General features: G+C 59.4%; 25 protein-coding genes and 1 other RNA gene. 19 read left to right on the top strand and 7 right to left on the bottom strand.

Features of this window, described 5'->3' with window-relative positions; genetic code table 11:
* The first annotated feature begins 42 nt into the window (after positions 1–42).
* Positions 43–375 (top strand): GYD domain-containing protein, encoded by a 333-nt coding sequence (locus tag ACR0JW_RS20530; RefSeq protein WP_170682025.1) that lies wholly within the window; start codon positions 43–45, stop codon positions 373–375.
* A gap of 6 nt (positions 376–381) precedes the next feature.
* Here the strand turns inward: ACR0JW_RS20530 and rnpB are convergent.
* From rnpB to gatC, 5 genes are all read right to left on the bottom strand, one after another.
* Positions 382–773, bottom strand: an RNA gene (rnpB, locus tag ACR0JW_RS20525) — RNase P RNA component class A.
* A 139-nt stretch (positions 774–912) separates the two neighbouring features.
* The gene (locus ACR0JW_RS20520; protein WP_170682026.1) at positions 913–1,614 is read right to left on the bottom strand and encodes an N-acetylmuramoyl-L-alanine amidase; all 702 of its coding nucleotides are present in this window, start codon (positions 1,612–1,614) and stop codon (positions 913–915) included.
* On the bottom strand, positions 1,565–2,266 hold the full coding sequence (locus ACR0JW_RS20515; protein ID WP_480714380.1) for a hypothetical protein: 702 nt from the start codon (positions 2,264–2,266) through the stop codon (positions 1,565–1,567). The genes ACR0JW_RS20520 and ACR0JW_RS20515 overlap by 50 nt, the downstream gene beginning before the upstream one ends.
* Before the next feature lie 38 nt (positions 2,267–2,304).
* Positions 2,305–3,792 (bottom strand): Asp-tRNA(Asn)/Glu-tRNA(Gln) amidotransferase subunit GatA, encoded by a 1,488-nt coding sequence (gene gatA, locus ACR0JW_RS20510; RefSeq protein ID WP_170609860.1) that lies wholly within the window; start codon positions 3,790–3,792, stop codon positions 2,305–2,307.
* Positions 3,793–3,795: 3 nt separating this feature from the next.
* Positions 3,796–4,083 (bottom strand): Asp-tRNA(Asn)/Glu-tRNA(Gln) amidotransferase subunit GatC, encoded by a 288-nt coding sequence (gene gatC, locus ACR0JW_RS20505; RefSeq protein ID WP_170325838.1) that lies wholly within the window; start codon positions 4,081–4,083, stop codon positions 3,796–3,798.
* Positions 4,084–4,316: 233 nt separating this feature from the next.
* Between gatC and ACR0JW_RS20500 the strand changes: the two genes are divergently transcribed.
* Both ACR0JW_RS20500 and ACR0JW_RS20495 read left to right on the top strand, forming a co-directional pair.
* Positions 4,317–4,475, top strand: coding sequence for a hypothetical protein (locus ACR0JW_RS20500; protein WP_170682028.1), 159 nt, complete (start codon positions 4,317–4,319; stop codon positions 4,473–4,475).
* Between the two features lie 151 nt (positions 4,476–4,626).
* The gene (locus ACR0JW_RS20495; RefSeq protein ID WP_480714379.1) at positions 4,627–5,199 is read left to right on the top strand and encodes a DUF4202 domain-containing protein; all 573 of its coding nucleotides are present in this window, start codon (positions 4,627–4,629) and stop codon (positions 5,197–5,199) included.
* Here ACR0JW_RS20495 and ACR0JW_RS20490 read toward each other — a convergent pair.
* A complete protein-coding gene (locus ACR0JW_RS20490; protein ID WP_480714378.1) occupies positions 5,190–5,843 on the bottom strand; it encodes a ceramidase domain-containing protein in 654 nt (217 codons plus the stop codon). The genes ACR0JW_RS20495 and ACR0JW_RS20490 overlap by 10 nt on opposite strands.
* 57 nt (positions 5,844–5,900) lie before the next feature.
* On the opposite strand from ACR0JW_RS20490, the gene ACR0JW_RS20485 reads away from it, so the two are divergent.
* Together ACR0JW_RS20485 and ACR0JW_RS20480 are read left to right on the top strand one after the other, a co-directional pair.
* Positions 5,901–6,593 carry a metal-dependent hydrolase gene (locus ACR0JW_RS20485; RefSeq protein WP_480714377.1) on the top strand — a complete coding sequence of 231 codons (693 nt, stop codon included), beginning with the start codon at positions 5,901–5,903 and terminating at the stop codon, positions 6,591–6,593.
* A 7-nt stretch (positions 6,594–6,600) separates the two neighbouring features.
* The gene (locus ACR0JW_RS20480) at positions 6,601–7,572 is read left to right on the top strand and encodes an adenylate/guanylate cyclase domain-containing protein (RefSeq protein WP_480714376.1); all 972 of its coding nucleotides are present in this window, start codon (positions 6,601–6,603) and stop codon (positions 7,570–7,572) included.
* 27 nt (positions 7,573–7,599) lie between these two features.
* Here ACR0JW_RS20480 and ACR0JW_RS20475 read toward each other — a convergent pair whose 3' ends face one another.
* Entirely contained in the window at positions 7,600–8,058 is a 459-nt protein-coding gene (locus ACR0JW_RS20475) for a nucleoside deaminase (protein WP_480714375.1), read from the bottom strand.
* Positions 8,059–8,120: 62 nt separating this feature from the next.
* Here ACR0JW_RS20475 and ACR0JW_RS20470 point away from each other — a divergent pair, with 62 nt between their 5' ends.
* From ACR0JW_RS20470 to ACR0JW_RS20405, 14 genes are all read left to right on the top strand, one after another.
* The gene (locus ACR0JW_RS20470; protein ID WP_480525629.1) at positions 8,121–8,936 is read left to right on the top strand and encodes a pseudouridine synthase; all 816 of its coding nucleotides are present in this window, start codon (positions 8,121–8,123) and stop codon (positions 8,934–8,936) included.
* Positions 8,937–9,113: 177 nt separating this feature from the next.
* On the top strand, positions 9,114–10,028 hold the full coding sequence (locus ACR0JW_RS20465; RefSeq protein WP_480714374.1) for a 5-bromo-4-chloroindolyl phosphate hydrolysis family protein: 915 nt from the start codon (positions 9,114–9,116) through the stop codon (positions 10,026–10,028).
* Positions 10,029–10,058: 30 nt separating this feature from the next.
* The gene (locus ACR0JW_RS20460; protein WP_170682036.1) at positions 10,059–11,249 is read left to right on the top strand and encodes a toxic anion resistance protein; all 1,191 of its coding nucleotides are present in this window, start codon (positions 10,059–10,061) and stop codon (positions 11,247–11,249) included.
* Positions 11,224–12,219: a DUF2927 domain-containing protein gene (locus ACR0JW_RS20455; RefSeq protein WP_170682037.1), complete on the top strand. Its 996-nt coding sequence runs from the start codon at positions 11,224–11,226 to the stop codon at positions 12,217–12,219. The genes ACR0JW_RS20460 and ACR0JW_RS20455 overlap by 26 nt, the downstream gene beginning before the upstream one ends.
* Before the next feature lie 22 nt (positions 12,220–12,241).
* Positions 12,242–13,390 (top strand): SPFH domain-containing protein, encoded by a 1,149-nt coding sequence (locus tag ACR0JW_RS20450; protein ID WP_170682038.1) that lies wholly within the window; start codon positions 12,242–12,244, stop codon positions 13,388–13,390.
* 4 nt (positions 13,391–13,394) lie between these two features.
* Positions 13,395–13,820, top strand: a complete 426-nt coding sequence (locus ACR0JW_RS20445) for a hypothetical protein (protein ID WP_480714373.1) — start codon at positions 13,395–13,397, stop codon at positions 13,818–13,820.
* A 62-nt stretch (positions 13,821–13,882) separates the two neighbouring features.
* On the top strand, positions 13,883–15,001 hold the full coding sequence (locus ACR0JW_RS20440; RefSeq protein ID WP_170682040.1) for a TFIIB-type zinc finger domain-containing protein: 1,119 nt from the start codon (positions 13,883–13,885) through the stop codon (positions 14,999–15,001).
* Between the two features lie 82 nt (positions 15,002–15,083).
* Positions 15,084–15,752, top strand: coding sequence for a nitroreductase (locus tag ACR0JW_RS20435; protein ID WP_170682041.1), 669 nt, complete (start codon positions 15,084–15,086; stop codon positions 15,750–15,752).
* 39 nt (positions 15,753–15,791) lie between these two features.
* Complete coding sequence (dtd, locus tag ACR0JW_RS20430) at positions 15,792–16,229, top strand: D-aminoacyl-tRNA deacylase (RefSeq protein WP_170682042.1); 438 nt, start codon at positions 15,792–15,794, stop codon at positions 16,227–16,229.
* Positions 16,229–17,332, top strand: a complete 1,104-nt coding sequence (locus ACR0JW_RS20425; RefSeq protein ID WP_170824806.1) for a DUF4147 domain-containing protein — start codon at positions 16,229–16,231, stop codon at positions 17,330–17,332. Before dtd ends, ACR0JW_RS20425 begins: the two co-directional genes overlap by 1 nt.
* A 356-nt stretch (positions 17,333–17,688) precedes the next feature.
* On the top strand, positions 17,689–19,275 hold the full coding sequence (locus ACR0JW_RS20420) for an ABC transporter substrate-binding protein (protein ID WP_170682044.1): 1,587 nt from the start codon (positions 17,689–17,691) through the stop codon (positions 19,273–19,275).
* A 15-nt stretch (positions 19,276–19,290) separates the two neighbouring features.
* A complete protein-coding gene (locus ACR0JW_RS20415) occupies positions 19,291–20,247 on the top strand; it encodes an ABC transporter permease (RefSeq protein WP_170609824.1) in 957 nt (318 codons plus the stop codon).
* A complete protein-coding gene (locus tag ACR0JW_RS20410; RefSeq protein ID WP_170610901.1) occupies positions 20,247–21,062 on the top strand; it encodes an ABC transporter permease in 816 nt (271 codons plus the stop codon). Before ACR0JW_RS20415 ends, ACR0JW_RS20410 begins: the two co-directional genes overlap by 1 nt.
* The gene (locus ACR0JW_RS20405) at positions 21,059–22,696 is read left to right on the top strand and encodes an ABC transporter ATP-binding protein (RefSeq protein ID WP_170682045.1); all 1,638 of its coding nucleotides are present in this window, start codon (positions 21,059–21,061) and stop codon (positions 22,694–22,696) included. Before ACR0JW_RS20410 ends, ACR0JW_RS20405 begins: the two co-directional genes overlap by 4 nt.
* Positions 22,697–22,809: the final 113 nt, after the last annotated feature.

Here is a 22,809-nt window from a genome sequence, read left to right as displayed (position 1 = left end):
GCCGAATTCAGGGTTCCGTCACATTGATCCCAGGAGGAGAAAATGCCTTTATTCATAACTTACGCCACCTATTCCCAATCCGGCATCAAGGGAATGCTGCATAAGCCATCAGACCGCACCGCGCCGGTCAAAGCCCTGCTTGACAAGGTGGGCGGCAAGCTGCTGGCATTCTATATGACCACCGGATCGAACGATGTGGTTGTTATCAGTGAGGCACCTGACGGCACCGACGCAGTTGCGGTCGGAATGGCCGTCGGCGCATCGGGCGCCGTCGACAAGATAGAGACGGTCCGCGCGTGGACGGCAGAGGATTTTGTTGCCATCACGGAAAAAGCGGCGGCCCTGACCGGTGCCTACACACCACCCGGAGGGTAAGAGGATACGCGCGGAGGGCCTGTAAGCCGGATCTTGTTCCGGGGTTGCCCCCTTCGATGACCATTCCTCTAGGCCGCACATTGCTGTGCGGCTCAAGCTGCCAACCCGGTCCCTCTCGGCCAAGACGCACTTAGCGGCGGTATCGGCTTGCGCCGACCGGCCCGCGCGGGGACCCTATTTGGCATTGCTCCCGGTGGGGCTTGCCGTGCCGCCGCTGTTGCCAGCGGCGCGGTGGGCTCTTACCCCACCGTTTCATCCTTACCCTGCAAGCAAGGCGGTTTGTTTTCTGTGGCGCTTTCCGTCGGGTTGCCCCGCCCGGGCGTTACCCGGCACCGTTGCCTTGTGGAGTCCGGACTTTCCTCTCGGGCTTGCACCCCAGCGGCCATCCGGCCCTCCGCGCTGGCGTTGGGTATGCCTTGGGGGCGGTGGCGTCAAGAGTGGTCAGGGTGCGAAGGGGCCAGCCCCTTCTTGGCCTGCGGCCAATTCAACCCCGGGATATTTATAGCCAGATGAAGCCCGGACTTGTTCTGGGGAGACTCAGCTGATCGGCGCAAGGTCAGCGGGTGTGAGCGGACCTTTAGCCCAGGGGCGGTATCTGAGCCTAACGGTGGTGAGTAGTGTTTCGTCATCCGTGTCAGCGGTATAGCCTGCCAAGCGGGCCTTGATGCGGAACTCGTGTTTCAACGCGTTCAGAGGGCAGCTTCCCTGCCCTCGCCGCGCCGCAAGCCCCTGACGTTCGAGTCGAGGCCAGTCAAAGCGGGGGCCGGGGTCTGATTTGCGGCCCGGTGCCATGTCGGAATGCCCGATCACGCCTCGCGGCGGGATCGACCAGCGCGTCATGATTTGGGGTAACAGGTGTTCCAGCACATTCATCTGAAGGTGCGAAAAGGGATGAAAGCCTGTATTGTCCAGCTCGACCCCGATCGAGCGCGAGTTGATATCGCTTTGACCGAACCACTCCCCTGCCCCCGCATGCCATGCGCGGTCTTCCTCGGGCACCATTTGCCAGAGGGTGCCATCATTTCCGATCAGGTAGTGTGCGGAGACTTCGGCCTGCGGATCGCACAGACGTTCCAAGGCCGCCTGCGCGCTGTCCATCGCCGTGTAGTGGAGTACAACCAAAGACGGCTTCAACCTGTCGCGGCGCGGTCCGAAATTTGGCGACGGGTGCCAGATCGGCGTCAGGGGATCAGTTGCTGACGGCACTGCGGAACGGGCTTGGGTCCCAGTTGCAAGCATAGCCGTCACCGTCCGGGTCAAGCCCCTGACGATCCCGCTGCGGGCCGCCATTTGACAAAAAATCGATCTGTGCCTGATCCGGGGACGGATATTTCGCGCAGTTGCGCTGCGCCTTGGCCTGCAGGTTGAACCCCGCGCGGCTGTAAAGCTGGGTCCCCACGGGGTTCGACGTGTTCAGAGCATATTGAACGATGTTGGGCTGTCCGTCCGCCCCGCGCTGCGGTACGGCGGTTGGTGCGACGACCTCGTAGGTCTGGCGGTTCTGTTCGATCAGGGCGGAGTCGGATTCGATGCTGCGGCGGTTGGATACGGCCGCAAAATCCTGTTCGTCGGAAATTCCCTGTGCATTGGACACCGGGATCGGAGTGGATGCGCCCTGCGGAGAAGTGCTGGCCAAGGCGGCGGCTGTCTGAGAAGCGATGTCCGCATTGGCCCCGGTCGCCACGGGTGTCACCGCACCCGGAGCGCCAAGCGGTTGTGCGGACACGTCCACCGGGCCAAGCAACGGATTACCGCCCAGTCCCTGCCCGGCCAGTTCAGCCTCGCGTTGCGCCTGGTAATCAGGCGTGTTGAATCCCGTGTTGGCCACTGGTGCCACGTCGGTGCAAGCCGCCACCACGCCGATGGCGGGGATCAGAAGCAAAAAGCGCATGTGACTGCTCCGTGTCTGCTGCTCTGGTTGCCAGAGGCTTACCACCATTTCCCCGGCTTGGCCACGAAACCGGCCGCGTTTTCCAGCGCATAGGCGGTGTTGAGCAGATCGCCTTCGTCCCACGGACGTCCGATCAGTTGCAGGCCAAGGGGCAGACCTTGTGAATCCAGACCCGCAGGCACCGAAATACCGGGCAGACCGGCCAGATTCACCGTCACGGTGAACACGTCGTTCAAATACATTTGAACAGGGTCGGCTTCGGTCATCTCGCCCAGACCAAAGGAGGCCGACGGTGTCGCAGGTGTCAGAATCGCATCGATTCCGGCGGCAAACGCGTCCTCGAAATCTTTCTTGATCAGGGTCCGAACGCGGCGAGCGCGGTTGTAGTAGGCGTCATAGAAACCGGCTGACAGCACATAAGTACCAATCATGACACGGCGCTGCACCTCATGTCCGAAACCCTCGGCGCGGGTCTTTTCGTACATCTCGGTGATGCCGTCACCCTGCGCCAGTTGCGCGCGGCGGCCATAACGCACACCGTCATAACGCGCAAGGTTCGAGGACGCCTCGGCCGGTGCGATCACGTAATACGCGGGCAACGCGTATTTAGTATGCGGCAGCGAAATATCGACAATCTCGGCACCCGCTGCTTTCAGCATCTCGGCCCCTTCGGCCCAGAGCTTTTCAATCTCAGCAGGCATTCCATCCATGCGGTATTCTTTGGGGATACCGATTTTTTTGCCCTTGATGTCGCCGGTCAGCATCGCCTCAAAGTTCGGCACCGCCAGTTCGGCACTGGTCGAGTCCTTGGGATCGTGACCGCACATCGCCTCGAGCATGATCGCAGCATCGCGCACGTTCTTGGTCATCGGACCAGCCTGATCCAACGAAGAGGCAAAGGCGACGATACCCCAGCGCGAGCAACGACCATAGGTCGGCTTGATGCCGGTGATGCCGGTGAAGGCGGCAGGCTGACGGATCGAACCGCCGGTATCGGTACCGGTTGCCGCTAGGCAAAGGTCGGCAGACACGGCCGAAGCCGACCCACCGGATGAACCGCCTGGTGTCAGTTGCGCGTCGTCATTGCCGCGGCGCCAGGGGCTGACCGCGTTGCCATATACAGAAGTTTCGTTACTGCTGCCCATGGCGAACTCGTCCATGTTCAGCTTGCCCAGCATAACCGCGCCCGCATCGGCCAGTTGCTGCGAAACGGTGGATTCGTATTCCGGCTTGAAACCTTCCAGAATCTTCGAGGCCGCCTGCGAGGGCACGCCTTTGGTGCAGAACAGATCCTTGATGCCGATTGGCAAGCCACACATCGACGGTGCGTCGCCGCCCTTGATCCGCTCATCAGCCGCCTTGGCGCGCTCCAGTGCAATCTCGGGCGTCTTGTGGACAAAAGCATTCAAAGCATCTGCTTGATCGATTGCTTTCAGGCAGGCTTCGGTCAGCTCGACTGAGGTCACATCACCCTTGCGCAGCGCGTCTCGGGCTTCGGCCAGGCCCAGTTTGTTCAGATCGCTCATGTCTTACTCCACCACTTTGGGGACTGCGAAAAAGCCTTCGCGGGCGTCGGGGGCATTGGCTAGAACCTTGTCCTGCTGGTTTCCGTCAGTGACCACATCCTCGCGACGTTTCAGGCGCATCGGCTCGACCGAGACCATCGGCTCGACGCCTTCGACATCCACTTCGTTGAGTTGCTCGATGAACCCAAGAATGGTGTTGAACTCGGACGCCAGCGCCGGCAGCGCGTCGTCCTCGACCTTGATCCGGGCCAGTTTGGCCACCTTGGCGGCGGTGCTTTGGTCAATCGACATCGGAAAACCTCATATGCGTTAGGGGGCATTTACCCGTCTGCCGCACCGGTCGCAAGACCAACAGACTCGGCGGATGATCGAAGGTGATCATGGCAGGTCCGCAGCACCCCATTCAATTTTGAATATCTCATATGCAAAAAAGTGAACTACACGGTTCACTTTGCATCTTGAAAAACTGAACTGCGCTGTTCACTTTCTGACATGTGCAACAGCACAAAACCCGGAGAAAGATCATGAAAACCTTCATCACCGCCTTCGTTTTGTCCGCAACTGTCGCCATTGCGCCAGCAATGGCTTCGGGCTTTGATTTCACCCCGTTGACCCGCACCCTGACCTTCCCCGAACCGGTTACCCAACCGGTCACCAAGGACACGACAATTCGCGGAAACTAAATAGAAGGAAGCGCCGGATCAGATATGACGCGACTGATCCGGCGTTGCTGCAATTGCATGCTGCGGACCATGCGACAAGCCGCTACCATAGGGCGAAATGACCCGCCGGGAGATCCGGCAGGCGCAGAATTGCCAGACTATGGAGCCATACATGAGCGCACAAAAACAAGCCGTCCTGGACGCGATCGACGCAGTCAACATACAAGACCCCAACCAGGATGGCGGAGAGCCGGAGGCCCTGCTTTATGGCAAGCGGGTGAGCGAGGAGCTTGCGCGGCTGTTCCCCGACGCCTCTGACGCGCTGCAGATTGCGGCACGCGGTCAGCACGTGGAACGCTGGAAACTGGCGCGCACCGAATACCCCGAAGGTCGGGCCGGTTATCTGGCTTGGCGCAAGGCGCAGGGCGTTCACCATGCCGAGGTCGTCATGGGCCTGATGAAAAAGGAAGGCTACGGCACCGATCAGATCGATGCCGCGGGCCGGATGCTGCGCAAGCAAGGCATCAAACGCGAGGCCGAAGTTCAGGCCCTGGAAGACGTGATCTGTTTCGTCTTTCTCAAATGGTACTTCCAGCCCTTTGCCGCAAAACACTCGGCCGAGAAGATTCAAAGCATCGTCGAGAAAACGGCCCGAAAGATGTCTGACGAAGGGCGCGCGCGGGTGTTGCGGGAATTCGACCTGCCCGATCATCTGGCCGATGCTTTTCGCGCCGATCAGACCTGATTTTCGGCCAGGTCCTTTCTGTAGACTTCGATCATCCAACCCAGCATCGTTGCGTTCAACAGATGCCACATAAAGTGTGTGCCCATCGGGAATTGGGCACACAGGGCCGGATCAAGCGCGCGGAACGTGATGGACAGGATCAGCAGTACTGCCCCGGCGGTCATGCCACGCGCTAGAACAGGTTTTTTCGACCGCAACAATGCAGCATAGATCAGGATCAGCAACGGGACCGGCGCGTAGGCAGCGGACCCGCCAAGACCCGGCACAAACCGAAACAGCGGGATTGTCGCAGCCGCATAAGGGATGAAAAGCGCGGTGCCGACCAGCGCCCATACCGGAGACATCCGCCAGATGTCGCGGTTTGCCGCATAGATGTAGACCAGAATGAACAGAAGGATGGGCGTTGTGTCGGCAATAGCTGCCCAAACCTGTGCATGAGTATGAAACAGAAAACTGCCCACTCCGATCAGCGCGAGCACTGCGACCAGCACCTTCGCCAAGGGCATACCCTGCCCTCGTACCCGGCACCACATTACCCATGCAGCAACCAGGAAGGCCGCATTGGTCAGCGCATTGACCGGTTCAGCCCAATAGGCGGGCGACAGTCGTTCGCAATAGCTATCGATTTCCTGCATCCAGTCCATGGATTTTTACATAGCCGATGCTAGGCTGAGGCCAACAGTCTGAATGGGAGGATTTTCATGAATATCATCTGGTTGGGCCACGGCAGTTTCCGCATCGAAACCGGCGGTCAGGTCTTGCTGATCGATCCCTGGCTGAGCGGTAACCCCGTCCTGCCCGAAACTCAGCATGACGCGGCGATCGAAGGGGCCACGCATATCCTGCTGACACATACCCATTTCGACCATGTGGTCGATATCCTTCCCTTGGCGAAGCGCCTGGGCGTGCCGGTTGTCGGCCAATTCGATCTGATGGGTTTTTGGGGCGAAAATGAAGGCATCGAAACGGTCGGATTCAACAAAGGCGGCACGGTCGACCTGAACGGCGTCAAGGTTTCGATGGTACCTGCGTCGCACAGTTCAACCTTTTCGACGCCGGAGGGGCTGCGCACCGGCGGCACCGAGGTCGGGTTCATGATCGTCACCGAGGGCAAAACGCTGTATGTCTCTGGTGACACTGATATCATGGCCGACATGGACTGGATGGGCGACTATTACAAACCGGATATCGGCATTCTGTCCGCGGGCGGCCATTTCACCATGGACATGAAAGGCGCGGCTTATGCGTCCAAGCGCTATTTCAATTTTCGGACCGTGATACCCTGCCACTACAAAACCTTCCCGATCCTTGAGCAATCTGCGCAGGATCTGAAAGACGGCCTGCCCGGCGTCGATGTGATCGAGCCTGAAGTGATGCAGGCGATTAAACTATAGGTCCGATGTGAGCGGCGAGGTTTCTCCTTCACCGGAATTGATCGCGGTTGTGCGGCGATGGAACAAGGCCGTGCAAGACAGGGACCGCGCGGTTTTGGAGAACATGCTCTCAACTTCGGAACACCTGCGTTATCAGGGATCGGCAGATGATGAATCCTGGTCCGGGCAGGTGTTCCGACAGGGTTTCGTCGATCATACGAAAGAAATTCCCGACTATGCCTGGCAGGAACATTCGCTGGAAGCCTTCGAGTGCGGAAACGCCGGTTGGGCACATTGTGAAGCGACGATGACCTTTGCCACGAACGGCAAAGCCGCGTTGCACCGATTTACCTTTGTTCTCCATCTGGAAAACGGCGTCTGGAAAATAGTGCAGATGCATGTCTCCAATCCGACCTCTAACATGGAAAAGATCGGGATCGAACATGAGGCCCTGAATGCGCTGATCGAAGCGGCACGGCGCGAGTTCACGCAGGAACAGAGCGAGGGCACCGCCTCGGTCATGTTCACAGACATTGCCGGATCATCCGAAATCACACGGCGACTGGGCGATCAGGAGTGGATCAAAGTCATATCGGATCACTTTGATCTGGCAGAGAAAGTGATCCAGTCGCATCAGGGGCGTCTGGTCAAATCGCTCGGCGACGGCACCATGTCGATTTTTTCGTCCGTCCATGACGCAGTTCAGGCGGCCGTCAATTTCCAACGGGAAAACAGGTCGGCCACAGTCGACACGGCGCTTGGCCTTCGGATTGGGATTCATACCGGCGACGTCATCCACAAGGACGAAGATTTCTTTGGGTCCGTCGTCAACAAGGCGGCGCGGGTTACGAATGTCAGCGGGCCATACGAAATTCACGTGACTGACGTGACAAGGCTGCTGGTGGGGAACGCCGCCGGATTGAAGTTCAGCGCGCCGAAACCAGTTCAGCTTAAAGGGTTCGGCGGGCACCAGACAGTTTACCGTTTGGACTGGACCTAGACCCTTTCAAACCACGTCAGGGTAAAGTCACCTACCTGCCCGCTTATCGGCAAAGAACTCAAGCAGCAGGGTTTCGCATTCTTTGGCTGCGATACCATCATAAACATCCGGCTTGTGATGCGTCTGCGGGTGGGTAAAGACCCGTGCGCCATGTGCCACACCGCCCGATTTCGGATCGGCAGCCCCGTAATAAACACGCCGAATGCGCGCGGCGGCCAAAGCGGCAGCGCACATCGCGCACGGCTCCAGCGTGACATAAAGATCATGATCCGGTAGTCGCTCGGACCCAGCATCGGCGCAGGCAGCGCGTAGGGCCAGAATTTCGGCATGGGCGGTCGGATCATTCAACTCGCGCGTCCGGTTGCCTGCGGTCGCAACAATCCGACCGTCGGGCGCGATGATAACCGCACCGACCGGAACCTCTCCGCGTTCGCCTGCCAATCTGGCCTGTTCCAGCGCCGCGCTCATTTGCGATCTGAATTCCATATCTCTGACTGCATCAGAAACCTGCCTTTCGCAAGCGGGCAGGATAGGTTATGGCCGGGTCCATGAGCAACACCCCTCCTCCCGGCGACCGGATCGCCAAGGTCCTTGCCCGCGCGGGCGTCGCCTCGCGCCGCGAGGCTGAACGCATGATCGAAGCAGGTCGCGTGGCCGTGAATGGCAAGGTGATCGACAGCCCGGCGCTGAATGTCACCTCGAAAGACAGAATTGTGGTCGATGGCAAGCCGGTGTCCGAACCCGAACCCTCGCGCCTTTGGCTGTATCACAAACCTTCTGGGCTGGTGACAACCACACGCGACGAAAAGGGCCGCGCGACGATTTTTGACAAACTGCCCGAGGACATGCCCCGGGTCATGAGCGTCGGGCGGCTTGACCTCAATTCCGAGGGGTTGCTGCTGCTGACGAATGACGGTGGCATCAAGCGCAAGCTGGAACTGCCTTCGACCGGTTGGCTGCGCAAATACCGCGTCCGGGTGAACGGCCGGCCGAAGGATGAAGATTTCGAACCGCTGCGCAAGGGTTTGGTGATCGACGGGGAACGGTTTCAGCCGATGACCGTTTCCCTGGACCGCCAACAAGGGGCGAACGCCTGGCTGACGATCGGCCTGCGCGAAGGCAAGAACCGCGAGATTCGCCGCGCAATCGAGGATATCGGGTATGCGGTGAACCGCCTGCTCCGGGTCTCGTATGGACCATTCCAGTTGGGCGACCTGAAGCCCGGCGAGGTCGAAGAAGTGCGCCGCCGCGTGATGCGGGATCAGCTGGGGCTGGAAGGCGGCGAAAAACCCGATGGCACCGCTAAACGGACCACGCGCCCACAACGAAAACGTCCCCCGGTCGGCAAGAAAACTCGCAAGTGACGCCAGTCACACAACCTTCCCCCTAGCGCCAAGCCCGCGCATACACTAAATTTTCTGTGAACGCGGATGTCCTTGGGGGTGCCATGTCCGGAAGCGGAGTGCAAAAACTGGCCTACGCGGCACTGCTGGTGCTGTTGTTTGGAGTATGCACCGGCCTGCTGGGAGGGCTATAGGCGCATGGCCAAAAAGTACGGTGGAAAATACAGCCCCCAGGGTGATACGACACCTTCGGATCAGCCCAAGCGCGGACAATTTGACAGTGCGCGGGTCGAACCTGCGGGCGCGCGGGCGAATGTTCTTTTCATTCCGGCAATCCCCCTGGTGTTCCTGTCTCTGAACGACGGTGCCATCGGCATGACCATGGGTCTTGTGGCTGCCGGTTTGCTGACGGCGGCTGCGTTTCTGCTGCGCGAAGGCCTGCGCGCCGAAGGGGCCTACAACGCCCGTCGCACAGCCCGCCGCCCCGCCTTTCCACGCAAGATTTTCGCCAGCATTCTGACCGGGTTGGGTGTGGCGCTTGCCTCGTACCGGACCGAGTATCTGGATGCCGATGCGGTGTCGCAGGTCAGTTTGCTAGCGCCTGTTCTGTTTGGCGCAGCGGCGGCGGTTCTGCACTCGGTCTCGTTTGGCCTTGATCCGATGAAAGACAAAGGCATGGAAGGTATAGACACCTTTCAACAGGATCGCGTCGCACGTGTAGTGGAAGACGCCGAAGCCCATCTTTCCGAAATGACCGACGCAATCAAACGTGCCGGGGACCGTACTGTCGAAGCCCGGGTTGAACGGTTTCAGGACACCGCCCGCGATCTGTTTCGCACAGTCGAGGAAGACCCGCGCGATCTGGCCGGTGCCCGCAAATACCTGACGGTTTATCTGCAAGGTGCCCGCGATGCGACGATCAAGTTTGCAGATGTCTACGCGCGCACCCGCGATGCGCAAGCCTTGTCAGATTATTCATCTTTGCTGGATGATCTGGAACAGAATTTCGCCGCGCGCACCCGCAAGATGCTATTGGATGACCGAAGTGATCTGACGGTTGAAATTGAAGTGCTGCGCGAAAGGCTGCAGCGCGAAGGCGTCCGGTTGGACTGACCGGCCATTATTTGAGCGAGGAATATCCCCATGTCCGATGAGATCAAGAAAAAGGCCGCTGAAGCTGAAACGATTGTTCAGGAAGTGACTGCCGTGGCCCTGCCCGAGCCCAAGGCCGATATTGTTCCGCTGGAAGAGGCCGATGAACCTGTCGGCGCCGAAATTCGCAAGCGGATGGAAGAGATCGATATGGGCAATACCAATTCGATCGTGTCCTTTGGTTCGTCGGCACAGGCCGAGTTGCAGGAGATCAGCCAGGCCATGCTTGCGGACGTACGTAACAAGGATGTTGGCCCCGCTGGCGACAGCCTGCGCGATATCGTGACCACGATCCGCGGGTTCTCGGTCAGTGAACTTGACGTACGCCGCGAACGTAGCTGGTGGGAGAAATTGCTGGGTAAGGCCGCACCCTTTGCCAAATTCACAGCGCAGTTCGAAGATGTGCAAGGCCAGATCGACAAGATCACCGACGATCTTCTGGGGCATGAACACACCCTGCTCAAGGACATCAAGTCGCTGGATTTGCTATACGAAAAGACGCTGGGCTTTTATGACGAACTGGCGCTGTACATCGCGGCGGGTGAGGAAAAGCTGACCGAACTGGACAGCCACGACATCCCGGAAAAAGAGCTCGAGGTTCAGGCCGCCGCTGAGGGCGAACAGGTAATGGAAGCGCAGGAGCTGCGCGATCTGCGCGCCGCGCGCGATGATCTGGAACGCCGCGTTCACGACCTGAAGCTGACCCGGCAGGTGACAATGCAATCGCTGCCGTCGATCCGTCTGGTTCAGGAAAATGACAAGTCGCTGGTGACCAAGATCAACTCGACCTTGGTCAACACAGTCCCGCTGTGGGAGACGCAGCTTGCGCAGGCCGTCACGATCCAGCGCAGCGCCGAGGCTGCCTCGGCCGTGCGCGAAGCCAACGACCTGACCAACGAATTGCTGACCTCGAACGCGGCCAATCTGCGCCAGTCCAACAAGATGATCCGCGAGGAAATGGAACGCGGTGTCTTTGACATTGAGGCCGTCAAAAAGGCCAATGCAGACCTGATCGGCACGATCAACGAAAGCCTTGCCATCGCCGATGAGGGCAAAGCCAAACGCGCTGCCGCCGAAGAAGAGCTGAAAAAGATGGAGGCTGAACTGCGTGACACTCTGGCGGCGGCCAAAGCCCGAAAGGATGGCATTGGCGACAATGCCGGAACCGCTGTATCGGGCTGAGGCGGGTCGGGGCGTGCGTCCGTTGAAATGTCTCAAGGTCCTGCTGGGACTGGTTTCGCTGTTGGCTCTGGCCAATTGCGACGAAGCGCTGACGACCTCACTTGTTCCCGAGGCTCGCCCGGCTGAACCGGCGCCGCAGCCCAATGCCTATGTTCCCCCGTCTGCGGCCAGTCAGGATCTGGCGCGTTTCTATCAGCGGGTCGAGCGCGATCTGCTGACACGCGGATTGCTTCGTGTGGACGGTGGCGGCCCGGATACGCCCTATGATGCCGACGATCTGGCTCGCAATTTCGAAGCCATCGCGTTTTACAGCGAATACCCTGATCACGCCGTGGCGATTGGTTCAGGACAGACCGATGGGCAGCTCAGTCGCTGGTCGGGGCCGGTGCGCATCCAGACCGAGTTCGGGCCGTCAGTTCTGCCCGAAACACGCAAGCGGGATTCGGAACTTGTCCAAGGCTACACCGAACGTCTGGCGAAACTGACGGGGCACCCTGTCTCGGTCGTCAGTCGCAAGGCCAATTTTCACGTCTTCTTTGCCGGCAAGGACGACAGCGCCTACGTCGTCGCCCGCGTGAAGCAGCTGATACCGAATATCAGTCAGGCCTCGCTGGATCTGATCGCCAATCCCCGCGCGAGCTTCGACTGTTTCGTGCTGGCCTCGGCCACAAGAACATCACCGTACAAATACGTACGTGCTGTCACGCTTATCCGGTCCGAATTGCCTGATCTGGTGCGGCGCAGCTGCATTCACGAGGAAATCGCCCAAGGCCTGGGTCTGTCCAACGACAGCCCCACAGCGCGACCGTCGATTTTCAACGACGATGACGAGTTTGCGCTTCTGACCAGCCATGACGAGAAATTGCTGACTATTCTTTACGATCCACGTCTGCAGCCTGGCGTGTCTGTTGAAGATGCCAGGCCCGTGGTGCGTATCATTTCACGCGAGTTGATGGGTCAGTCGCTCTGACCTCAAGGACAGGAGAACCCAGATGGGAATTTTCGATTTTCTGACCGGCGAATTCATTGACGTCATTCATTGGGTGGATGACACCCGGGATACGATGGTCTGGCGGTTCGAACGCGAAGGACACGAGATCAAGTATGGCGCCAAGCTGACGGTGCGCGAGGGACAGGCGGCGGTGTTTGTGCACGAGGGGCAACTGGCGGATGTGTTCACGCCGGGCCTTTACATGCTTGAGACCAACAACATGCCGATCCTGACGACGCTACAGCATTGGGACCATGGCTTTCAGTCTCCGTTCAAATCCGAGATCTATTTCGTCAACACGACCCGGTTCAATGACCTGAAATGGGGCACCAAGAACCCGATCATGTTGCGCGATCCCGAATTTGGCCCGACCCGGATCAGGGCCTATGGCACCTATACGATCCGTGTGAAGGACCCCGCTAAATTCCTGGTCGAAATCGTCGGCACTGATGGCGAATTCACCATGGACGAGATCAGTTTTCAGATCCGCAACATCATCGTGCAGGAGTTCAGCCGGGTGATCGCCGGGTCGGGTATCCCGGTTTTGGACATGGCGGCCAATACCGCCGATCTGGGCAAGCTGATCGCGGCAGAGGTGTCGCCGGTGCTGGATGGCTACGGGCTGGAAATGCCCGAGTTCTATATCGAAAACATCTCGCTGCCTCCGGCGGTCGAGGCTGCGCTGGACAAGCGGACATCGATGGGGCTGGCGGGAGATCTTGGCAAGTTCACCCAGTATTCCGCAGCCGAAGCAATGACGGCCGCGGCCAGCAACCCCGGTCAGGGAGGCGGTATGGGCGCGGGTCTTGGCATGGGAATGGGCATGGCGATGGCGCAGCAGATGTCGAACATGGCAGCGGGTCAGCCGAGCGGCCCTTGGGGTGCGTCCGCCCCCGCTGCTCCGCAACCGACGGCGCGTTTGGCACCGCCGCCCCCGCCGCCCGTGGAACATGTCTGGCACATCGCGGTGGACGGACAGGTCAGTGGACCGTTTTCCAAAGCCAAAATGGGCCGCATGGCCACGGATGGCGAAATCACCCGCGACACGCATGTCTGGACGGCCGGACAGGACGGCTGGAAAAAGGCTGGTGATGTGCAGGAACTGGCGCAACTTTTCACCATTCTCCCGCCGCCGCCGCCGGGTGCGTGACCCGATGGGAAGGTCTGTTGCGCCAGTCTTCATCGCCGTCGCTTTGCTGAGCGGATGTGCGGGACCGGGCCGCGAACCGGCCACGCCCTCTCTTCCTCCGCTCGCGGTGGACGCCGCGCGGCAGAATTTTTTCAAGGCTCATCCGGGGGCTGCCGCCGATTTGTTCGATGCCAAAGGCGACGGTTTCCGGATATTCAAGAATGGCCGGGCTGAATACCGGTCATTTGGGGCGCTATCCGATCTTCGCACGTCCACCTATGTGTCGGAGATGTCAGGCAACCGACTTTGTCTGGCTGCGGCTGATCAGTGGTCGGGGGCGTGCCTTGACCTATTCAGCAATCCCGAAGGCACAATTCTGATTCAAGTCGAGTTCGGCAATGGCGCCAGACGCAGCTACCAAACGCAGGTCGTTCCGGCATCTGATTTCTAAGACCATTTGGAAAGCAACTGAACACGCGCCTGTAAGAGACAGTAAACCCTGGTGAAATGGCAATGACCGATCCTGAGCAACTCACTGTTACACAAACAGACGAACACCGCTTTCCATGCAACCAGTGTGGCGCTGATTACCGGTTCAACCCCGGCGACGGCACGTTGACCTGCGATCACTGTGGGCACTCGGTGTCGATTGGTGCGGGTCCGTGGGGCGGTGCAAGCCTGCGTGAGCTGGATTTTGACGCGGCAGTTGCAGATCGACTGCCAGACAGCGAGATTGAGGAAACCCGAGTTCTGTCCTGCCCGAACTGTGCCGCACAGGTCGAATTCGACCCCGCCACGCACGCGGCGGAATGCCCGTTCTGCGCCACGCCAGTAGTCACGGATTCGGGCGTGAACCGTCACATCAAACCCAAAGGGGTATTGCCGTTTGCGCTGGATGAACGTTCGGCCCACAAGGCCATGGGTGATTGGCTCGGCCGGCTGTGGTTCGCCCCGAATGGCCTGAAAGAATACGCCCGCAAGGGGCGGAAGATGCAGGGTATCTACGTGCCCTACTGGACGTTCGATGCCGATACCAAATCCCGATATCGCGGTGAGCGGGGTGTGATCTACTATGAAACCATAACGGTCATGCGCGATGGGAAGCGGGTTCAGCAACAGGTCGCAAAGGTGCGCTGGTCTCCCAAATCGGGCCGCGTGGCGCGGTTTTTCGATGATGTTCTTGTGCTCGCCTCTCGCTCATTGCCGAAACGTTACACCGACGCACTGGAGCCCTGGGACCTGCCCGCGCTGGAGCCTTATCAGCCCGAGTACCTGGCAGGCTTTCGGGCCGAAGCCTACACGGTCGAGTTGAAGGACGGGTATGCCGAGGCGCGGGCGCATATGGCGCGCGTCATAGAACGGGATGTACGCTTTGACATCGGGGGTGACCGTCAGCGCGTGCATGCGGTCGAAACCGATGTGCGGGATGTTACTTTCAAACATATCCTGCTGCCGGTCTGGATGGCGGCCTACAAATACCGCGGTCAGACCTATCGATTCGTAGTGAACGGGCGAACCGGCCGGGTTCAGGGGGAACGGCCCTGGTCGGCCATCAAGATCACGATCGCGGTGGTGCTTGGACTTCTGGTCGCGGCCGTGGTTGGCTACCTGGCGGCGACGGGCCAGCAATAGACTTACAATCCGTCGTCCGGACACTTGATCTTCGCCCAACCCGCAGCCATCCTGCGCGGCGTTGGGGCGAAGGAGAGATCGGGTGACGCTATCGGCATTGAACGGCTTGCTGGAGGATCGACACTCCTGCCGTGCCTTTTTGTCAGATCCGGTACCTCGGGGTGATATCCGGAAAATTCTGACCAGCGCGTCCCGGGTGCCAAGTTGGTGTAATGCACAGCCCTGGCAGGTCGTTATCACCAGCGGCGCGGAAACCGAGCGTTTCCGGCAGGCCATGATGCATGAAGCCGCGACTGGTACCCCTGCCCCGGATCTACGCTTTCCCAGCTCATATTCAGGAACCTATCAGGAACGCCGCCGTGCCTGTGGATGGGCATTGTACGAATCGGTCGGGATCGAGCGCGGCGACCGCGCGGCGTCGGCGCGGCAAATGAGCGAGAATTTTGCCCTTTTCGGCGCGCCACATTGCGCCATTATTTCCAGCCCGGCCGAACTGGGCCCTTACGGGGCGATGGATTGCGGTGGTTTTGTCACGGCGTTTACGCTGGCGGCGCAGGCTCTGGGCGTGGCCACCATTCCCCAGGCGGCGCTGGCCGCTTACAGCCCGTTTCTGCACCGGTTTTTTCAGATCCCGGATGATCGCCTGATCCTGTGTGCGATATCTTTCGGGTACCCGGACAGGGACCACCCTGCAAACGGTTTCCGAACAAACCGCGCAGGCGTGGATGAAATCGTGGACTGGCGGGGCTGACGCCGGTGTTCCTGAAAAGAATGGACTAGGAGAGAAGACATGCGGGCCCTTCTGCAACGCGTGACGCGCGCATCCGTATCGGTCGGCGGAACAGTGATCGGTCAGTCCGGCACCGGTCTGCTGATCCTTGTCTGTGCTATGCGGGGTGACGACGAACAGCAGGCGGACAAGCTGGCGCAGAAGATTGCCAAAATGCGTATCTTTCAGGACGACGCCGGAAAGATGAACCGGTCGCTGCTGGATATCGGCGGATCGGCCCTCGTGGTCAGTCAGTTCACACTGGCCGCCGATACGTCGCGCGGCACCCGACCAGGATTTTCCGAGGCTGCGCCTCCGGAACAGGGCAAACAGCTTTATGAAACGTTTGCAGACAAACTGGCGGCTCAGGGTGTTGCCGTCGAAACAGGAGAATTCGGCGCGACTATGGCCGTCGAACTGGTCAACGATGGACCGGTCACAATCTGGGTGGAAAACTGATGTCCCAAGCGGAAAAAGCACAGCGGATCTGGCAGGCCGGCGTTTCGGCGGTCGATGGGTACACGTCTGTTAGGCAGGCGTTGAGCGATATCCCGACGCCCGATCGCATCCTTGCCGTGGGCAAACCGGCAGCGGCCATGGCGCGGGCGGCGCTGGAACATTTTGGTGCATTGCCGACACTTGTCGTAACCAAGGACGACCACGGCCGCGACCTGCCTCCGCATGTTGAGGTGATCGAGGCGTCGCACCCTGTTCCAGACCACCGCAGTCTTGCGGGTGGCAAAGCCCTGCGTGAGGCCGTCGAGAACATGGCGGACGGATCACATCTTCTGTTGTTGGTGTCCGGCGGCGCCTCGTCGCTGGCCGAGGATCTGGTGCCGGGCAAAACTCTGTCCGATCTGGAACAGTTGAACAAAAGACTGTTGTCCGAAGGGCTGGATATTACCGCCATGAACGCCGAACGGCGCAAGCTGTCGCGGATCAAGGGCGGCGGTCTGTTGACTGGTTTTTCGGGCGCGCGCGTGACCGTTCTGGCCATATCCGATGTGCCCGGTGATGACCTCAACGTCATCGGTTCGGGCATCGGCGCACTGCCCGATGATCACGCCTACCAGGCCACGGCCCGGATCGTGGCGTCGAATGCACATGCGCGGGGCGCAGCGGCCGAATTGGCGGCGGACGCCGGATACACGGTGCTGGCCAACGAGGAGTGTCTGCACGACGATTATCTGGAAATTGCCCGGACGCTGGGGCCGCGGTTGCGGTCCATGTCGACGGGGGCCATGATTTTTGGTGGTGAACCAACGGTTGTACTGCCGCAAAACCCCGGCCGCGGGGGGCGGAATCAGGCGCTCGCGCTGGCTCTGGCACGGGAAATCGCCGGGACCGAGGGGCTGACACTGGTGGTCGGCGGGACCGATGGAACCGATGGTCCCACACTGGCTGCGGGTGCGATCATCGACGGATCAACATGGGGCGAGGGCGCAGAGCAGGCATTGCAACGGGCCGACAGCGGGAGCTTTCTGGACAAAGCAGGCGCATTGCTGATCACCGGTCCAACCGGAACGAACGTTATGGACCTGCTTGTCGTGGTGCGCGCGTGAACGGGAATGATCTGGTCCCGAAGTCGCGCGATGTTGGTCGTTTCGGACAGAGGTCGGTCCGCAAAACCAGAAAAACTGACGTATTTTGCGCCCGCACATCGACAGTTATCAAACCTTTCGTGAAGAAAGTTTCACTGATGAGATACGCCTGGATCGCGATATAGTATTGAAGGACAAGTAATCTGGTCGCGTTCCCTCTGGATGAGCGACCGTCGAGACACAACATTTTTAGGCTGGGACGGCATTTCTTGAAATTTTAGTTCTTGTCGCCTGCTCTAAAATGCGCGAACTTTGACTCGTGCGTCAATAAAAAGCCCAGAAAGGGCCTGCAACTCTACCAACCGGGAGATTCTTGAATGAACGAACAACTCACTCACATGACCAAACAGGTTACAGCCGGCAAGCTGACCCGTCGCGAATTCATGGGGAAAGCAGCGGCATTGGGTGTAACTGCGGCAATGGCCAGCACCATGTTTGCAGATGCCGCGCGTGCGGCAGGCCCGAAAAAGGGCGGTGATCTGAAGTTCGGCCTGCAGGGCGGCGAATCCACGAACTCGCTTGACCCGGCAACCTATGCAAGTTCGGTTCCGTTCCAGAACGGCAAGCAATTCGGAGACCAGCTGGTCGAAGTCGCGCCGGACGGCACGATCGAACCGCGTCTGGCCGAAAGCGTTGAAGGCAGCGCAGATGCCAAGGTCTGGACTTTCAAGCTGCGTCAGGGTGTCGAATTCCACAACGGCAAGACAATGACCAGCGAAGACGTGCTGAAGACCATGCAGCGTCATTCGAACGAAGATTCGAAATCGGGTGCTCTGGGCATCATGAAGGGCATCGAGTCGATGAAGGCCGATGGCGACAACTTCCAGGTCACGTTGAGTGAGCCGAATGCGGACCTGCCCTATCTGATGGCCGACTACCATCTGATCATTCAGCCGGATGGCGGCATGGACAACCCTGGTGCGGGTATCGGTACCGGCCCTTACAAGCTGGAAGTGGACGAACCGGGTGTCCGTCACCTGTTCACCAAAAATGAAAACCACTGGAACAGCGATTTCGGCAACTTTGACAGCGTCGAAGTCGTTGTCATCAACGATGCAACCGCACGGACGGCTGCGCTGCAATCCGGCCAGGTCCATGCGGTCAACCGTGTTGAACCCAAAGTTGCCGACCTGCTGGGCCGCGCACCGAACCTGACGGTGCACTCGACTGCTGGTCGCGGACATTATGTCTTCATCATGCATTGCGACACTGCGCCGTTTGACAACAACGAACTGCGCACCGCGCTGAAATACGCCATCAACCGCGAGGAACTGGTGGACAAAGTGCTGCGCGGATATGGCTCGATCGGAAATGACATGCCGATCAACGCAGCCTACCCCCTGTTTGATGAGACCATCGAACAGCGCGAGTTCAGCGTTGAAAAAGCTGCTGAGCACTACAAGAAGTCCGGTCATGACGGCTCGCCGATCATTCTGCGTGTTGCTGACGGTGCCTTTCCGGGTGCTGTGGACGCCGCTGCGCTGTTCCAGCAAACCGCTTCGCAGGCGGGTATTCCGCTGGAAATCAAGCGTGAACCCAACGACGGATACTGGTCCGAGGTTTGGAACGTTCAGCCGTTCTGTGCGTCGTACTGGGGTGGCCGTCCGGTTCAGGATCAGATGTACTCGACCGCATATCTGTCCAGCGCCGACTGGAACGACACGCGGTTCAAGGTTCAGGCGTTCGACGATCTGCTGTTCGCGGCGCGCGCGGAACTGGACGCCGAGAAGCGCAAGGGCATCTATAGCCAGATGGGTCAAATGGTCCGCAACGAAGGCGGCCTGATCTGTCCGATGTTCAACGACTTTGTCGAGGGCGTGAGCAACCAGCTGGACGGCTGGGAATCTGACCCGACTCAGGAGATGATGAACGGCAACATGTCCCGCAAAATGTGGTTCGTCTGATACGGGCTACGGATAATGCACCCCATCATCAAACTGGTTTCCCAGCGCCTTGCGCTGGGAATCCTTTTGCTGTTCGGCGCTTCGGCCCTGATTTTCGGCCTAACCGAAGCCCTTCCCGGAGACGCCGCGCAAGCCGTCCTGGGGCAGTCCGCAACGCCTGAAGCCCTGGCCAACCTTCGTGAGGAGATGGGCCTTAACCGCCCTGCCCTGACCCGCTATTTTGAATGGCTGGGAGGTATCGTTCAGGGTGATCTTGGCCAGTCACTGACCAACAAGCTCGATATTGCCGAAAGCATTGGAAAACGCCTGGGGAACACTCTGTTTCTGGCGTGTGTTGCCGCAATCGTGTCCGTCCCGCTTGCGATCTTTCTGGGGCTGCTTGCCGTCCGGTACCGTAACCGCTGGCCGGATAAGCTGATTTCCGCAGTGACCCTGACCACAGTTTCTATCCCGGAGTTCCTGATCGGCTACGTGGTCATCTACTATATTTCGGTCAAGCTGGGATGGTTTTCATCACTGGCGATGATCAACGATTCCATGTCCTTCGGGCAAAAGCTGAACGCAATTGCGCTGCCGGCATTCGTTCTGACTCTGGTGGTATTGGCGCAAATGATGCGCATGACGCGTGCGGCCATTCTGAACCTGATGCAGTCGGCCTATATCGAAACCGCAGAACTGAAGGGTTTGAGCACGTTTCAGGTCATTGCCCGACACGCTTTTCCCAACGCGATTTCACCGATTGTCAACGTGGTTATGCTGAACCTCGCCTATCTGGTTGTGGGTGTCGTCGTTGTCGAGGTTGTGTTCGTCTATCCCGGCATGGGGCAGTATCTTGTGGACGCCGTGACCAAGCGTGACGTGCCCGTTGTTCTGGCCTGCGGCGTGGTGTTCGCGGCGGTCTATATCGGCCTGAACATGGTTGCGGATATCGTGTCGATCCTTGCCAACCCAAGACTGAGGCATCCGAAATGATAAAGAATATTCCTCTTTCGGCATTGATCGGCCTTATGTTCACCGGCGCGTATTTCTTTGTGGCCATTGCCGCCCCATTGATTGCGCCTTACGGAATGGCTGAAGTCGTCGGCGACGTTTGGGAGCCCGCCAGCGCCGAGCACCTGCTGGGCACCGACAATATCGGACGCGACCTGCTGACCCGGATGATCTATGGCGGTCGGACAACGATCTTCATCGCCGCCGCTGCGACACTGCTCAGTTTCATTACCGGCACGTCTCTGGGACTGTTGGCTGCGGTTCTGGGCGGATGGGCCGATCAGGCACTCAGCCGGACGGTTGATCTGGTCATGTCGATCCCCACCCTGATCCTGGCTTTGGTCATTCTGGCAATCGTTCCGGTAACCGTTCCGATCCTGATCCTGGTGATGGGCCTGCTGGACGCAACGCGCCCCTATCGCCTGTCACGCTCTGTCGCCGTGGACATCAACGTCATGGACTATGTCGAAGCCGCCAAACTGCGCGGTGAAGGCCGGGGCTGGATCATCTTTCGGGAAATCCTGCCGAACGCTCTGTCGCCTTTGGTGGCCGAGTTCGGTTTGCGTTTCATCTTTATGGTTCTGTTCATCTCGACCCTTTCGTTCCTGGGTCTTGGCGTCCAGCCGCCGCTGGCGGACTGGGGCGGCATCGTGAAAGAGAACAAGGACGGCATCGTCTATGGCATTGGCGCAGCGCTCTACCCCGCTGTGGCCATCGCAACACTGGCCATTTCGGTCAACCTTGTGGCTGACTGGATTCTGAACCGTACCACATCGCTGAAAGGAGGCCGGGGATGAGTGATACCCTTCTCAAGGTCCGCGACCTCAAAATCGGCGCGACTGTCTACCCGCCGGGCGAAAAGCCCCATGACATCGAAATCGTGCACGGGGTCAGCTTTGACCTCGCGCCCGGCAAGGTGCTGGGCCTGATCGGTGAATCCGGTGCCGGTAAATCCACCATCGGACTGGCGTCGATGGCCTATGGCCGGGGCGGTGTGAAGATCACTGGTGGCGAGGTCTGGGTAAACGGACGAGACATCCTGAAAGCGTCGCACGGCGATATACGCAAGTTGCGGGGGGGGGAGGTCACATACGTGTCTCAGTCCGCCGCTGCCTCGTTCAACCCGGCCAAAAAGATCATGGATCAGGTGGTCGAGGCCGCAGTCGAACAGAAAAAGTTCTCGCGGAAAGTGGCCGAAGGCCGCGCACGGGAGCTGTTTGCCAAGCTGGGTCTGCCTGACCCAGACAATATCGGCGAACGCTACCCGCACCAGGTCTCGGGCGGTCAGTTGCAGCGTTGCATGACAGCCCTGGCTTTGTGTCCCGAGCCTGATCTGGTGGTCTTCGACGAACCCACCACGGCGCTGGACGTTACCACACAGATCGACGTTCTGATGGCCATCAAGGAAGCCATTGCCGATACCGGCGTTGCCGCGCTCTACATTACGCACGACCTTGCGGTTGTTGCACAGGTGAGCGATGACATCATGGTTTTGCGAATGGGCAACACTGTCGAATACGGCAATACCGATCAGATCATCAACAACCCGCAAGAGGAATACACTAAGGCGCTGGTCTCGGTCCGATCAATCGAACACGAAGAAAAGAAGCCCACACCCGAAGCGGTGCTGAGCGTCGACGGCATCACCGCGCGCTACAAGGGGCTGAATTTCGACGTGCTGCACAACGTCAATGTCGAGCTTCATCCGGGGCAGACCTTGGCGGTCGTGGGGGAATCCGGTTCGGGCAAGTCGACTCTTGCACGGGTGATCACTGGCCTGCTGCCGCCGCGCGACGGAGAGATCACCTTCGCCGGTCGCAAGCTGTCGCCCGATCTAAAGGGGCGTTCCCGCGAGGACCTGCGCGAGTTGCAGATGATCTATCAGATGGCCGACGTTGCGATGAACCCCCGTCAAACGGTTGGCACGATCATCGGCCGCCCGCTGGAGTTCTACTTCAACATGCGCGGCGCGGAAAAGCGCAAGCGGATCATCGAATTGCTGGATGAGATCGAACTGGGCGAGAAGTTCATCGACCGCTACCCGGCGGAACTGTCCGGTGGTCAGAAACAGCGTGTGTGTATCGCACGCTCGCTGGCGGCCAAGCCCAAGATGATCATCTGTGACGAGGTGACTTCGGCGCTCGACCCGCTGGTGGCGGACGGGATCCTTAAGCTGCTGCTGGATCTGCAAAAGATCGAGGACGTGGCTTATCTGTTCATCACCCACGATCTGGCGACAGTGCGCGCGATCTCGGATTCAATTGCCGTAATGTACCAGGGCCGCGTGGTCCGGTACGGTCCGAAATCCGAGGTTCTGAGCCCGCCGTTCGACGACTATACCGACCTGCTGCTCAGCTCGGTCCCCGAGATGCATCTGGGCTGGCTGGAAGAGGTTGTCGCCCACCGCAAGATGGAAAGTGCCGGGAACTGATCCCTGCCCTTTCCGTGACTTTTCGGTGAAAATCTGAAATCCCGGCACCTTGTTCGATGACAGGTGTCGGGATTTTGCCATTGGGGGCGCGAACGGGCAGAACCCTTACCGCG

It is taken from the genome of Ruegeria sp. BG6 (assembly GCF_056538465.1).
This window is presented reverse-complemented; position numbering and strand designations above follow the sequence as displayed.

What these genes read in the sequence shown, in the direction of transcription:
- ACR0JW_RS20420 (WP_170682044.1), top strand. Translation starts at nt 17,689, where the DNA reads ATGAACGAACAACTCACTCACATGACCAAACAGGTTACAGCCGGCAAG.
- dtd (WP_170682042.1), top strand. Translation starts at nt 15,792, where the DNA reads ATGCGGGCCCTTCTGCAACGCGTGACGCGCGCATCCGTATCGGTCGGC.
- ACR0JW_RS20490 (WP_480714378.1), bottom strand. Translation starts at nt 5,843, where the DNA reads ATGGACTGGATGCAGGAAATCGATAGCTATTGCGAACGACTGTCGCCC.
- ACR0JW_RS20530 (WP_170682025.1), top strand. Translation starts at nt 43, where the DNA reads ATGCCTTTATTCATAACTTACGCCACCTATTCCCAATCCGGCATCAAG.
- ACR0JW_RS20415 (WP_170609824.1), top strand. Translation starts at nt 19,291, where the DNA reads ATGCACCCCATCATCAAACTGGTTTCCCAGCGCCTTGCGCTGGGAATC.
- ACR0JW_RS20470 (WP_480525629.1), top strand. Translation starts at nt 8,121, where the DNA reads ATGAGCAACACCCCTCCTCCCGGCGACCGGATCGCCAAGGTCCTTGCC.
- ACR0JW_RS20455 (WP_170682037.1), top strand. Translation starts at nt 11,224, where the DNA reads ATGCCGGAACCGCTGTATCGGGCTGAGGCGGGTCGGGGCGTGCGTCCG.
- ACR0JW_RS20460 (WP_170682036.1), top strand. Translation starts at nt 10,059, where the DNA reads ATGTCCGATGAGATCAAGAAAAAGGCCGCTGAAGCTGAAACGATTGTT.
- ACR0JW_RS20500 (WP_170682028.1), top strand. Translation starts at nt 4,317, where the DNA reads ATGAAAACCTTCATCACCGCCTTCGTTTTGTCCGCAACTGTCGCCATT.
- ACR0JW_RS20485 (WP_480714377.1), top strand. Translation starts at nt 5,901, where the DNA reads ATGAATATCATCTGGTTGGGCCACGGCAGTTTCCGCATCGAAACCGGC.
- ACR0JW_RS20440 (WP_170682040.1), top strand. Translation starts at nt 13,883, where the DNA reads ATGACCGATCCTGAGCAACTCACTGTTACACAAACAGACGAACACCGC.
- ACR0JW_RS20425 (WP_170824806.1), top strand. Translation starts at nt 16,229, where the DNA reads ATGTCCCAAGCGGAAAAAGCACAGCGGATCTGGCAGGCCGGCGTTTCG.
- ACR0JW_RS20520 (WP_170682026.1), bottom strand. Translation starts at nt 1,614, where the DNA reads ATGCTTGCAACTGGGACCCAAGCCCGTTCCGCAGTGCCGTCAGCAACT.
- gatA (WP_170609860.1), bottom strand. Translation starts at nt 3,792, where the DNA reads ATGAGCGATCTGAACAAACTGGGCCTGGCCGAAGCCCGAGACGCGCTG.
- gatC (WP_170325838.1), bottom strand. Translation starts at nt 4,083, where the DNA reads ATGTCGATTGACCAAAGCACCGCCGCCAAGGTGGCCAAACTGGCCCGG.
- ACR0JW_RS20465 (WP_480714374.1), top strand. Translation starts at nt 9,114, where the DNA reads ATGGCCAAAAAGTACGGTGGAAAATACAGCCCCCAGGGTGATACGACA.
- ACR0JW_RS20405 (WP_170682045.1), top strand. Translation starts at nt 21,059, where the DNA reads ATGAGTGATACCCTTCTCAAGGTCCGCGACCTCAAAATCGGCGCGACT.
- ACR0JW_RS20445 (WP_480714373.1), top strand. Translation starts at nt 13,395, where the DNA reads ATGGGAAGGTCTGTTGCGCCAGTCTTCATCGCCGTCGCTTTGCTGAGC.
- ACR0JW_RS20475 (WP_480714375.1), bottom strand. Translation starts at nt 8,058, where the DNA reads ATGGAATTCAGATCGCAAATGAGCGCGGCGCTGGAACAGGCCAGATTG.
- ACR0JW_RS20450 (WP_170682038.1), top strand. Translation starts at nt 12,242, where the DNA reads ATGGGAATTTTCGATTTTCTGACCGGCGAATTCATTGACGTCATTCAT.
- ACR0JW_RS20495 (WP_480714379.1), top strand. Translation starts at nt 4,627, where the DNA reads ATGAGCGCACAAAAACAAGCCGTCCTGGACGCGATCGACGCAGTCAAC.
- ACR0JW_RS20515 (WP_480714380.1), bottom strand. Translation starts at nt 2,266, where the DNA reads ATGCGCTTTTTGCTTCTGATCCCCGCCATCGGCGTGGTGGCGGCTTGC.